At 62.3% G+C, this 12,471-nt stretch carries 10 protein-coding genes; 1 reads left to right on the top strand and 9 read right to left on the bottom strand.

Annotated elements, in window-relative coordinates; genetic code table 11:
* Together J8C01_RS02130 and J8C01_RS02125 are read right to left on the bottom strand one after the other, a co-directional pair.
* Nucleotides 1-1,635: a GspE/PulE family protein gene (locus J8C01_RS02130; RefSeq protein WP_407063058.1), complete on the bottom strand. Its 1,635-nt coding sequence runs from the start codon at nucleotides 1,633-1,635 to the stop codon at nucleotides 1-3.
* 26 nt (nucleotides 1,636-1,661) lie between these two features.
* A complete protein-coding gene (locus J8C01_RS02125; protein WP_014098928.1) occupies nucleotides 1,662-2,879 on the bottom strand; it encodes a type II secretion system F family protein in 1,218 nt (405 codons plus the stop codon).
* 265 nt (nucleotides 2,880-3,144) lie between these two features.
* On the opposite strand from J8C01_RS02125, the gene J8C01_RS02120 reads away from it, so the two are divergent.
* Nucleotides 3,145-4,152, top strand: a complete 1,008-nt coding sequence (locus tag J8C01_RS02120) for an alpha/beta hydrolase (protein ID WP_014098927.1) — start codon at nucleotides 3,145-3,147, stop codon at nucleotides 4,150-4,152.
* A 21-nt stretch (nucleotides 4,153-4,173) separates the two neighbouring features.
* Here J8C01_RS02120 and purD read toward each other — a convergent pair whose 3' ends face one another.
* The 7 genes from purD to J8C01_RS02085 all read right to left on the bottom strand — a co-directional run bounded on the left by purD (nucleotide 4,174) and on the right by J8C01_RS02085 (nucleotide 12,442).
* Nucleotides 4,174-5,457 carry a phosphoribosylamine--glycine ligase gene (gene purD, locus J8C01_RS02115; RefSeq protein WP_014098926.1) on the bottom strand — a complete coding sequence of 428 codons (1,284 nt, stop codon included), beginning with the start codon at nucleotides 5,455-5,457 and terminating at the stop codon, nucleotides 4,174-4,176.
* Nucleotides 5,458-5,562: 105 nt separating this feature from the next.
* Nucleotides 5,563-9,228: a transcription-repair coupling factor gene (mfd, locus tag J8C01_RS02110; protein ID WP_211432220.1), complete on the bottom strand. Its 3,666-nt coding sequence runs from the start codon at nucleotides 9,226-9,228 to the stop codon at nucleotides 5,563-5,565.
* A 12-nt stretch (nucleotides 9,229-9,240) separates the two neighbouring features.
* Nucleotides 9,241-9,801 carry a D-glycero-beta-D-manno-heptose 1-phosphate adenylyltransferase gene (rfaE2, locus tag J8C01_RS02105; protein ID WP_014098924.1) on the bottom strand — a complete coding sequence of 187 codons (561 nt, stop codon included), beginning with the start codon at nucleotides 9,799-9,801 and terminating at the stop codon, nucleotides 9,241-9,243.
* A complete protein-coding gene (locus J8C01_RS02100; RefSeq protein ID WP_014098923.1) occupies nucleotides 9,791-10,240 on the bottom strand; it encodes a ferritin-like domain-containing protein in 450 nt (149 codons plus the stop codon). Before J8C01_RS02100 ends, rfaE2 begins: the two co-directional genes overlap by 11 nt.
* A gap of 56 nt (nucleotides 10,241-10,296) precedes the next feature.
* Nucleotides 10,297-11,265 (bottom strand): stage II sporulation protein M, encoded by a 969-nt coding sequence (locus J8C01_RS02095; RefSeq protein WP_211432219.1) that lies wholly within the window; start codon nucleotides 11,263-11,265, stop codon nucleotides 10,297-10,299.
* A 33-nt stretch (nucleotides 11,266-11,298) separates the two neighbouring features.
* On the bottom strand, nucleotides 11,299-11,865 hold the full coding sequence (hslV, locus tag J8C01_RS02090) for an ATP-dependent protease subunit HslV (protein WP_305879280.1): 567 nt from the start codon (nucleotides 11,863-11,865) through the stop codon (nucleotides 11,299-11,301).
* Between the two features lie 133 nt (nucleotides 11,866-11,998).
* On the bottom strand, nucleotides 11,999-12,442 hold the full coding sequence (locus J8C01_RS02085; RefSeq protein WP_014098920.1) for a DUF6941 family protein: 444 nt from the start codon (nucleotides 12,440-12,442) through the stop codon (nucleotides 11,999-12,001).
* Between the last annotated feature and the right edge of the window lie 29 nt (nucleotides 12,443-12,471).

The following is a 12,471-nucleotide window of genomic DNA, read 5'->3' as shown; positions in this document are numbered from 1 at the left end:
TTATTCGACGAACGTCACGCGGTTGATTTCGCGCAACGTCGAAATTCCGGCAAACACCTTTTTCAGCGCCGATTCACGCAGCGAACCCAGCCCTTCTTCCCGCGCGGCGCGGCGAATCTCCGAGCCGGGGCGCCGGTCGAGGATGAGTTCGCGGATGCGATCGGTCAAGTCCAGCATTTCGTGAATGGCCGTGCGTCCCCGGTAGCCGGTTCCGTTGCATTCCGGGCAGCCCACGGCCTCGTAAAAAACCTGATCCCGAAACTTGCTTGGATTGAGGCCTGCTTCTTCGAGTTCCCAGTCTGTTGGCTGATATTGCCGCTTGCAATAGGGGCAAAGCTGCCGGATCAGACGCTGCGCCAGAACGCAGTTGAGGGAACTGACGAAGTTATAGACTTCAACCCCCATGTTGACGAATCGGCCGATAACGTCAATAACATTGTTGGCGTGCACCGTGGTGAAAACCAGGTGGCCGGTCAACGCGGCATTGATGGCAATCTGGGCGGTTTCGGTATCACGGATTTCACCGACCATGACCTTGTCCGGGTCATGCCGCAGGATGGCGCGCAAACCACGGGCAAAGGTAAGTCCTTTCTTCTCGTTGACCGGAATCTGCATGATGCCGCGCAGTTGGTACTCAATCGGATCCTCGATGGTGATGATCTTGTCTTCGGGATTGGCAATTTCGTTGAGCGCGGCGTAAAGCGTCGTCGTTTTCCCGGAACCCGTCGGCCCGGTGACAAGCACCATACCGTAGGGTTCCTTGATGAACCGCCGGAAGCGCGCCAGGTCGTGGGGGTCAAATCCCACCACGTTGAGTGTCAGTTCGCGGAAGGCTTCGTTGATCTGCTGTTTGTCCAGAATACGGATGACGCAGTTTTCACCAAAGGCGGCCGGAATGATGGAGACGCGAAAGTCAATCGTCCGCCCCTTGACGCGCACCCGGAAGCGTCCGTCCTGGGGTGTCCGGCGCTCGGCAATGTCAAGGTCCGACATGACCTTGATGCGCGAAATGAGCATCTGGTGATAACTCGCATCTATGGGATTCATCGCCGGATAGAGTGCCCCGTCAATGCGGTACTTGACGTGCACTTCCGACTCGTAGGCCTCGATGTGGATGTCAGAAACCCGCCGTTCGAGCGCCGTCAGCACGATGGTGTCCACGAGCTTGATGACAGGGGCGGTTTCATCCGCCAGGCGGTCGAGATCGAGGTCCTGCTCGCCCTGGTCGGTTTCCTTGACCAACTTGATGCGGAACGACTCCGTGGCGTCCTGCAGGACGCGCTGGGCGGAATCCCCACGGCGCAGGGCGGTTTCAATGGCCGACCGGGTGGCGACGGCCGGTTTGATACGCACCTTCAACTGGGCCGACAGCTCATCCAACGCATCGAGGTTGGTCGGATCAGCCATGGCCGCCAGCAGCCGTCCGTTTTCCCGGCGCAGGGGGACGAACTTGTACCGGGTCATCAACTCCACCGGATGGCTGTGGATGAGGTCGTAATCCAGTTCGGCCGTGGTCAAATCCACGAATTCGAGCCGGTAGCGCCGCGCCAGTTCGCGCGCCGCCGCCAGTTCACGGTCGGCTTCTTCCGCCGAGGGAAGCATCGAGGGCAGATCGGGGGTGGAATCCAAAGACATGTCCGTTCAGGTGTCGGCAACTGCCGTCAGCGTGCCACCGCACCTCCCGTTGCAAAATTCAGGATAGGCAGGTAAAGCGCCATGACGACGATGAGCACAATGGCACCCATAAAGGTCAGCACTACCGGCTCGACGAGCGCCGTGAGCGAAGCGATTTTCACATCGAGTTCGGCTTCATAAAACTGGGCCACTTCATCGAGCATCGTCACAAGTGCGCCGGATTGTTCGCCTACGCCAATCATGTCCGTGGCCAGCGGGGGGAGCCATCCCGCCTGCTCCAGCACCTCGACGAGGGTCTTCCCTTCCTGAATCCCACGTACGACATCCGGCATCGTCCTGGCAATGCGCCGGTTGCCAATCACCTCAGAAGCAATGTCAAGCGATTCGAGCAGCGGCAATCCGCCGTTGAGCAGCGTGGCGGCGCTGCGGCAGAACCGGACGGTCGTGGACTGTCGGATGATGTCACCGATGATGGGCAACCTGAGCAGCAGACCATCCAGCACCTCACGTCCGTGGTCTGTACGTCGCCAGAAGAAAAAACCCAGCGCCACCGTCAGAAGCAACGGCCCGACCCACGACAGGTTGTTTTCAACCGCCTTCGACACCGCCACAACATAGACCGTCACCAGCGGCAACTGGCTCTGGGACGACTCATACAACGTAGCAAACTTGGGAATGACATAGGTGGTCAGCAGGGCCACCAGAGCCACGGAAGCCACGGTGAGCACGGCCGGGTAGGTCAGCGTCTTGATGAGCTTGCGCCGTACTTCGGCGGTCGCCTTGGCATACGTCACGTACCGCTCCAGCACCGCGTCCAGCTCCCCGGAACGTTCCCCGGCAAGCACCGAAGCCGTCAGCAGACGGGGAAACACGTCGGGATGCTCACCGTACGCCTCCGAAAGCAGGGCACCACGGGTAATGCGCCGCTCGACATCCTCCAGCACCGTACGAAATGCGCCCGGCGGTTGACGGCGAATCAGAATGTTCAGTACCTGAAGCAGCGGCAGTCCGGCGCGGAGCAGCGTGGCCAACTGCTGGTTGTAGAGGAGAAATTCCTGGGACTTGACCTTGACACCCCCAAAGAGGGACCGGGACAGCGCCCGCCGGACCGGACGCTCGATGGCGAAGATGCGAAAACCCTCGTTTTGCAGGCGGGTTCGCAGTTCTTCAATCCCGTTGGCTTCAACGATCCGGGTCACAATGTCGCCGCTGGGCGTCCCCAGGCGGCAGGTAAACTCAGGCATGCACTTTCCAATCGTCAGCAACGACAATCCAACCGAGTCAGGTTCACCACTATAGCACGCCCCCCGGAAGGAAAGTTCCGAAGTTTTCGTGAAGGAGGCACAAAGGCCTGTCCGGTCTGGACGCCTCTGCCGGGCTTCCGCAGCCGACGGCTTGTTTTCTATCCCATCCGGCCTCCACAATACAAAGACAGGCCGTGCGCGGCCCGGCTCCCATTTCTTCCCGGGCCCCGACGGCAAGTTCCACGGGCCCTGACGACTGTCGCAGATGGCGTCAACGCATCCCGTTGCTTCTTCCTCACCAACATCACTGGCAACGTCGCGCGCGGCCACCTCTTCCTGGGGACACTGGCTGAAGCGGCTTGGACTGGTTGCGGCCGGGGTCACGGCTGGCTATCTTGCCGCTTCCGTGGTCATTGCCATTCCGCTTTCCATCCTGCTGGTTTCCCCGCGCCCCAAACGCCGCCGCCACCTGGAAAGCATGCGGCTGCGCGATTATCTCTGGGCACGGCGGATTCCCTACCGCGAAACGCAGTTTACGTCCTACGATGGCACGAAACTCACCGGCTGGTTTCTCGACCGTGGTTGGTGGCGGCCCACCGTGGTCGGTCTGCACGGCGTGACCGGCAACCGGACGAGCCTCATCCGGTTTGGTGTCATCCTCTACGACGCCGGTTTCAACGTGTTCCTATTCGACGGCCGCGCCCACGGACACAGCGGCGGGCGCTTTGTCACCTATGGCTACCACGAGGTGCGCGATGTCAGCGCGGCGCTCGACCACATTTCCAAAAAGTTCCGCCTGCGAGACCAGCACTTCGGACTGGTCGGGATTTCCATGGGCGCTGCCATTGCCCTTCAGACGGCGGCGCGGGACCCGCGCATTGCCGCTGTCTGGGCCGAAAGCCCGTTTTCATCGCTGCAAAAAATTTCACGCGAGTATGTCGCCGACGTGCTGCGCATGCCCTCCACGGCAGTAGTGCCCACCACCTGGGTGGCTGAACTCATCGCCAACTACCGGGGCAACTTTTCGGTCTCGGATGTCAATCCGCTGGCCATCGCCGGCAAGATCACCTGTCCGGTGCAGCTTGTGCACGGACTGGCCGACGACTTCGTGCGTCCCCATCACTCGCAGGCCATTTTCGAGGCGCTGGTCAATGCCAAGGAAAAAGACCTCTGGCTTGTGGAAGGGGCCACGCACGGACGCTGTTACCGCGCCGCCGTGGAGGAACACCAGGTGCGGCTGCCGGACTTCTTCCGCCGCCACCTGGGGCGCTAGTTTCACCCCCAGGCAGGCGTTTCAGGGTGTTGGCAGGGGGCTGGCAATGTCCTTTCGGTACTGCTTGCCGGCAAACTCAATCTCGGCGGCGGCAGCGTAGGCGCGCTGCCGGGCCTGCGCCAGCGTGTCGCCAAGGGCCGTGACGCCAATCACCCGTCCACCGCTGGTGACAAGCTGCCCCGCTTCATCGCGTTTGGTTCCGGCATGAAAGAGCAGCACGCCGGGGTGGAGTTCAGCTTTTTCGAGACCTGTGATCGGATGCCCGGAAACCGGCGCTTCCGGGTAGCCGTCCGCAGCCAACACGACACAGACTGCCGATTCATCGGACCAGTTGAGTTCGAGACCTTCGAGGGTGCCATCGGCAATGGCGGTCAGCACGTCAATGAACGGGGTCTTCAGACGCGGCAGGATGACCTGGGCTTCCGGGTCGCCCAACCGCACGTTGTATTCGAGCACCTTGGGTCCCTGTTCGGTCAGCATCAACCCGACGTAGAGAACCCCCTTGAAGGTCGTTCCCTCCGACTGTAGCCCCGTCAGGGTGGGCTGCACGATGTGGCGCAGGATTTTCCGTTGCAGGCCCGGCTCCAGCATATCCGGGCTGGAATAAGCGCCCATCCCGCCGGTGTTGGGGCCGGTGTCGCCGTCGCCAAGGCGCTTGTAATCGCGCGCTGGCACAAGCGGCACCATGGCTTTGCCATCTGTAAACACGAGGAAAGACGTTTCCACCCCGGACAGGCATTCTTCGAGAACGATGCGCCGTCCAGCCTCGCCCAGCCTGCGCTCAACCAGCAGCCCCCGGATAACCTCCAGTGCCTGCTCCCGGTCAGGTGCGATGAAAACGCCTTTGCCAGCCGCCAGCCCATCCGCCTTGACCACGACCGGAAAACCATCGAGCAGGTTGGAATCGAAAATGTCCTCGGCCTCTTCCACCGTCTCACAGACGGCAAAGGTGGCCGTCGGGATGTGGTGGCGGGACATGAACTCCTTGGCAAAAACCTTGCTCCCTTCCAGGCAGGCGGCGGCGCGCGACGGGCCGACAAACCGCAGTCCCAGGCGCGTGAAGGCATCGGCGACGCCCATCACCAACGGCTGTTCCGGCCCGCAGACGGTCAGATGAATACCCAGGTCTTTGGCCACCGCGGCCAGCTTGTCGGGCTTCTTCAGGTCGAGGTCAAGACATTCAGCCATGCGGGCGATGCCGGCATTGCCCGGCACGCAATAGACTTTCTCCACCCGCGCCGCCTGGAGGATTTTCCACACCATGGCGGATTCGCGTCCGCCGCCGCCAAGCACCAGAACTTTCATACACGTCTCGTCACGAAGCGATGCCTTTCACCATAAGCGGTCGGGCTGGCGTCGAAATTCCATCTGCCGGCCTTGGCTGTCTTCCCTGTCCCCTCGTCCATCCGGCTAACCTTGTGCCGCTTCCGGTGTGAGACGTTCCAGCCACCTGTGGATGACCGCAAACACGTCCGCAGGTTCAGCGGCGGCCAACGGCAACCGGAGCATCTGCCCGCCCGTCAGCCGTGCTCCGGGAACTTCCGCCACCAGCCGGGTCAGAGCGGCAACGTCAATGTGTGGCTTGTCGGCGAACCTGACACTGAGCGTACTGCCATCCCAGTCCAGCGACAAGATACCCAGCGCCGAAGCGCGATGCCGCAGCCGTGCGTACTCGAACAGGGCGATAACCTGCGGCGGGCGCGGGCCGTAGCGGTCATCGAGTTCCTGCCCCAGCGCCTCCAGCGCCGCATCATCCGCCGCCGAGGAAATCCGTTTGTAGGTGCGCAACCGCTGTCCGACATCGGCGATGTAGGTCTCCGGTATCCGAATGTCCATCCGCAGGTTGATAGCGGTCTGGATGTCTTCCTCGATGGGCATCCCACGGAGTTCGCGCACGGTTTCGTCCAGCAACCGGCAATAGAGATCGAACCCAATGCTGTCGAGGTGGCCCGACTGCTGCCCACCGAGCAGATTCCCTGCGCCGCGCAGCTCCAAATCGAGGGCGGCAATGCGGAAGCCTGAGCCAAGGTCGGAAAACTCCCGGATGGCCGCCAGCCGCTGGCGGGCGACACTGGAAAGTTCTGTCTCCGGCGGAATGAGCAGGTAGGCAAAGGCCCGGCGGTTGGAGCGTCCGACCCGGCCGCGCAACTGATAGAGTTGCGCCAGGCCATACTGGTCGGCGTGGTTGATGACAATCGTGTTGGCCAGCGGGATGTCAATACCGTTTTCGATGATGGTCGTCGAAACCAGCACATCCAGTTCGTGATTGACGAAGCGCATCATGACGGCTTCGAGTTCCTTTTCACCCATCTGCCCGTGTCCGACGCCAATCCGCGCCGCTGGCGCCAGACGCTGAATCAGCTCGGCGATGGTGAAAATGCTCTCGACCCGGTTGTGGACAAAAAACACCTGTCCGCCGCGCGCCAGTTCGGTCTCGATGGCGCTGCGGATGACATTTTCGGAAAACTGCGCCACGACGGTATGAATCGGCAGGCGGTCGCGGGGAGGTGTTTCGATGACGGACATATCGCGCAGCCCGGCAAGGGCCAGATTGAGCGTGCGCGGGATGGGCGTGGCCGAAAGCGTCAACACGTCCACCTTCCGCCGCAACTGCTTGAGCTTTTCCTTGTGCGCCACGCCAAACCGCTGTTCTTCGTCAATGATGACCAGCCCCAGGTGTTTGAACGTCACATCCTTTGAGAGCAGCCGGTGCGTGCCGATGAGGATGTCCACCTCACCGCGCGCCGTGCGCGCCAGCACATCGGCAATCTCTTTGGCCGTCCGAAAACGCGACACCATTTCAATCGTGACCGGAAAAGACGCAAACCGCTCACGGAAGGTTTTGGTGTGCTGAAAGGCCAGGACAGTCGTTGGCGACAGGACGGCCACCTGCCGGTTTTCCATCACGACCTTGAAAGCCGCCCGCATGGCGACTTCGGTTTTGCCGAAGCCCACATCGCCACAGAGCAGACGGTCCATGGGCACGGGCGATTCGAGGTCGCGCTTGATGTCGGCCAGGGCAGTAGCTTGGTCACGGGTGAGTTCGTAGGGAAAGGCATCCTCGAACTCCTGCTGCCACGGTGTATCGGGAGCACAGGGCACGCCCTGCACGAGTTGCCGCTCGGCGTAGAGCCGGAGCAACTCCTCGGTCATATCGCGCATGGCGCGTTTGGCCCGCGCCTTGGTCTTGGCCCACGCACTGCCGCCCAGCTTGTCGAGCCGGGGCGTACTGGTTTCCGCGCTGGAAAACTTCTGCACCAGATCGAGCCGCTCAACCGGAACGGAAAGCCGCTGCTGGTCGGCGTATTCGAGCACCATGACTTCGCAGGGCGGCGTCCGATGGTCCACCTGCACCTGCTGCAAGCCCAGAAAACGTCCGATGCCGTGGTTGACGTGAACGACGAAATCCCCCACCTTGAGGTCGCGGAAATCGGAGAGGAAACTGCTCACCGAAACCTTGCGCTTGGAGCTGCCGGCCGGCGTCAGCCGGACTTCCTCAACTGACGGCGCTTCATCAAACAGCTCCCGCTCGACGACAAAGGCCAGTTGCGCGGCCGGAAAACGGAAGCCGTTGAGCAGGCTTCCCACCGTGACAAAGCAGCTTGCGCGCTGGGTTTCCGTCAATGCCTGGCACAGCGTCGGCAGGTCGGGATAACAGCCAACGGCAATGTCGTATTCGCGCAGCATGTCGCGGACCCGCTCGGCCACCCCGGACGAAGGCATGACAAACAGGGTCGTGACTCCGCGCTGGCGCAGTTCGCGCAGTTCGGTGACGAGTTGTGACATCCGGCCGTGGAAACGGCGCATCGGCGGCGTGGCGAGCGTCAGTTCAGCAGCGTCTTCCGGCGGCGGGAACAGAAACCACGGCGCACCGGCCGCCGCGCTGTTGTCCGAAGATCCACGGGGTGTCAGCTCACCTATGAAACCGGCGTCCACGCGGTCGGCCGTGATGCCCAGCGCGCGCAGTTCGCACCGGGGATACCTGGCCAGTGCCGTCCGCAGCGCCTCTGCACTGAGCAGGAAATAATCGGGCGCCAGCACCAGTTCACCGGCGTCGTTGGCCGCCGTGAACTGGTCGTGGAGTTGCCGGGCATACTTTTCCAGGGATTGCTCAACGGCCGCCGGTTCTTCGATGACGAACCGCGCCGCGCCAAGGTAGTCAAACAGGCTGCCGGTCAGCGGATGCGCCAGCGGCAGGAGCGACTCCCAGCCATCGAACAGTTCCCCACGCTCGGCCAGTGCCAGCCGTGGGCGCAGTTCGTCGGCAAAGCGTGCCTCGGCCCAGTGTTCACGGGCGCGGGCGGCCCAGGCGCGCAACCCCTCCGGCAGGGTCGCAAACTCGCGCAGGGGAAGCACCTGGCAACTCGTCCGGCGGGCAATGGAACGCTGGCTTTCGATGTCAAACTCGCGGATGGACTCCAGCGTGTCGCCCCAGAACTCCAGCCGTACGGGGTTGTCCTGGGCCGGCGAGTAAATGTCCAGAATGCCGCCCCGCAGGCTGAACTCACCCAGCGCCATTACCGGCTCACGGCGTACATACCCGGTTCCGCTCAACAGCTTGAGCAGGTCATCGAGGGGATATTCTTCACCGACTTCGAGCGTCACCCGCCCCACCGTCAACGCCCGTGGCGGCGCGAGTCGTTCCGCCAGCGCCCGCGCCGGAACGAGCGTGACCCGGCTTTCGCCCTGCAGCAGCCGGTTCAGACACAGGGCGCGGGCTTCAAGGACATCGGGATGCGGCGACGTGGCGCAGTAGGGTCCGCCTTCCACCACCGGAAACACCTGCACTCCGTCTGGGGACCCGGCGGTCAGCCGTTGCGTGAGGCGGACGAAGTAGCGCACATCGGCTTCGAGCAGCTCAACATCCTGGGGCGTCGGGACGACAAACACCACCGGCTGTCCGGTCACGGCATGGAGCAGCGCCGGGATGAGCGCGCGGGCGCTTCCCGTCACACCGGAGACGACACTGACCGGTTGCGTCTGGCGAAGCTGACGCAGGAGTTCGCTGCCTTCGGGGGTAAGTGCCAGGTCGCTGAACGGTGCAGGTAAAGCGAGTTGGGGCGTCGCGGTGAACACAGCAGCGGTTGACTACGGTCGGGGCCTGACGAGAACGCCCTGACGCGAAAGAATACGGTCAATGATGTCCGTCGTGGAAACGCCGGGGACGAACGGCAGGGAGTACACAGCGCCTCCGTGGGCTTCGACGATTTCCCGGCCGACGATCTGCTCGATGGGCCAGTCGCCGCCCTTGACAAGCACATCCGGTATGAGTTGTTCGATGACCGGGAGCGGGGTTGGGGCGTCAAACACCGTCACCGCGTCCACGGCGGCGAGCGCCGCCATGACCTGACAGCGTTCGGCAGCCGTCAGAATGGGACGCGCGGGACCTTTGAGTTCCCGGACGGAGCGGTCGCTGTTGAGGGCAACGATGAGAACGTCGCCCAGCGCGCGCGCCTGATGCAGGTAGGTCACATGGCCGGGGTGCAGCAGATCAAAGCAGCCATTCGTGAAGACGACACGTTGCCCGCGCCGCCGCCACTCAGCCCGCCGGGCCACGAGGTCAGACAGGTCGTAGCACTTGTGGTGCAGGCTTTCCACGGCCGCCGTCAGACAACGGAAGGGTTGGCCACCATCACCGTCACTGACCATAATCGCGCAGCATCTTCTTGAGTTCGATGCAGTGCAGTTCTTCCTGCCCAATCATTGTCCGGGCAAATTCCTCAATGTACACACTCCGGTCAGCCACCAGCGCCAGGAGCTTTTTGTACAGGTCGAGCGCGCGGCGTTCGTGCGCCAGGCTTTCTTCGAGAATGTCGCGGACGCTGTGGCGGTGGGTTTCCTCGATGGCGGCAATCCGCAGGCTGGGATGCCCGTCCAGGCCGGTCAGGATTTCACCCACCTGCTGGGCGTGAGCCAGCGATTCTGTCGCCTGCTGCTTGAAGAAGTTTACGATGGGAATCCGGTTGGGCCCGGTCACCATGAGGGCAAAGTGGGTGTAGCACACGACGCCGGCCAGTTCGCACTCCATGATTTCAGAAAGCAGCGCCGTCGTCTGCTCAACATCAATGTCTTCGAGAATGGGTTTCATAGCTTTCAACCTGCACAGGATAATTCAATCCAGCCCACGCGACTTGGGGGAGCCACTTACGCCACGTCCGGGGGCAGCGGGCGCGATGCCGGTACAGCAAGATAGATGACCAGGAAAGCCGCGCAAAGCAGGGCTACCGAAAATTTGAAGACGCCGGGCACATTGGCCGGCGAGAGAAAGCCCTCGATGAGACCGGCCACAACGAGCAGCGGAAAGCACAGGGAAAGGAGCTTGATCGCGGCGATGCCGCGCTCCAGCAGCGCCTCGCCGCGTGTTCGGTCGCCGGGTGCAATCAGCGCCCCTCCCATCAGAAAGCCGGCCCCCCCGGCAATGAAAATGGCCATCAGCTCGAAAACGCCATGGGCGCAGACGAAGACCAGCAGTGGCGTAAAGCTGTATTTCACGGACAGCGCCAGAATGCCGCCGATGTGGAGACCGTTGAACGCCAGAATGTAGAACGTGCCCAGTCCGGCAAAGATGCCGAAGGCAAACGCACCCAGGGCCACCTGCAGGTTGTTGGTCATAATGAGCGAAGCCACAAGCTGGTTTTCACCGTTGATATTCGCCGTCCAGTCCTGCCCGCGTTTGATTTGCTCCAGCGCACCGGACAGCCCGATCACGGACGCAAAGGCTTCGTCGTAGCACACAAACAGACCGCCGCCGAGGGCAAAGCCGGCAAAGACCAGAAAGGCCGCCAGCACGTAGCCCCGGTAGGCGCGGAAGAGCGCCGGTGCGTCGTAGCGGTAAAAGTGCCAGAGCTTGCGCCAGCTTCCGCTTTCGGTGCGGTAGATCGCCCCGTGCGCCCGCACGGCCAGGTGATTGAGATAGTTGACGAGCTGGGCATCACGAACTTCCTGCCGGGCAATGGCCAGATCGGCCGCCGCCCGCTGGTAAAGCCGCCCGAACTCCCGGACTTCCTCCCGCTGCAGGCGATGCAGACCGCCCTTCTGCACTGTGGAGAGGAGACTTTCCAGCCGTTGCCAGCTTGCGCGCCGGCGCTCGATGAAGTCGTGCTCGCGGGCCATGGCTTGCCCCGTTACCCGGCCGAAGCGGTCAGGTCACAGTTCTTCATACACAATCGTGTCGTTGGTGTAGATACATATCCGGGCGGCAATCTGCATGGCTTCTTCGGCCACCCGCCGGGCCGGAAAGTCCGTGTGCCGCAGCAGGGCGCGCGCTGCCGCTTCCGCGTACGGCCCCCCCGAACCAATGGCCATGCAGTCGGTATCCGGCTCGATGATGTCGCCGGTGCCGGAAAGCAGCAGGGTGGCTTTCTCATCGGCCACCAGGAGCAGGGCTTCCAGGTGGCGCAGCATGCGGTCGGTGCGCCAGTCCTTGGCCAGCTCGACGGCCGCCCGCTGGAGCTGGCCGTGGTACTGGTCAAGTTTGGCCTCGAAGCGCGTAAAGAGTGAAAACGCATCGGCCGTGGCGCCGGCAAATCCGGCCAGAATCTTGTCATTGTACAGCCGACGAATCTTGCGGGCGTTGCCTTTGACCACGTTGGCTCCCATGGTCACCTGGCCATCGGCCGCCATGACGACCTTTCCATCGCGTCGGACGGCCAGCACGGTTGTACTGCGAATCCGGGGGCGTGTCGGGAAGTAGGCGCTGACTGATCGGATCACAGGTGTTCCCTGACAAATAAGGCGTTACAAGGTACGTCCCGGTCTGTAGCACAGCCCACTCCTCTGTGCAAACGGGACGCTGGCGACACGGACCTCGCGCCGGAGCGTGGCGTCAAAGACAGGCGCGGGTGGCTTAGTTGAGCAGTGGATTGGCGTAACCATCGTCTGGCGACTTCGCGCAACTCACCGGCAGGATGGTTTCACAGAAGAGGTTGGAGTCAAGCAGGGTCTGCACGATGTAATCGCCGGGTTGCGTAAAGTGCAGATTGAAGAAAAAGGTGATGTTGGTGTTGAACCCACCAGTTACCGGAAGAGACAACCGGGAGGGCGTCGAAGCGGCCAGCGCCTGGCGGCGTCCCGGATAGATGATGCGCACTTCGGCCAGATAATCCCCGGTGCCACGCCAGTGATTGCAGACGGCCATGCGTGGGAGACCAAAGGGCACTTCCGGCACGTGAATTTCCTGGAACACTCCCATGAAGCTCAGTTTGTTGCCGACTTCGAGCCGCACGTCGTCGCACAGGAGTTGATAGACCAGCTCAATGGTTTTGGTGTGGTTGGTGTCAACCGCAGGCATGGTGTTGGGTATCCTTTGGGGTGGCTTCC

This window comes from Chloracidobacterium sp. D (genome assembly GCF_018304685.1).
GTDB classification, from domain to species: Bacteria; Acidobacteriota; Blastocatellia; order Chloracidobacteriales; family Chloracidobacteriaceae; genus Chloracidobacterium; species Chloracidobacterium thermophilum.
This window is presented reverse-complemented; position numbering and strand designations above follow the sequence as displayed.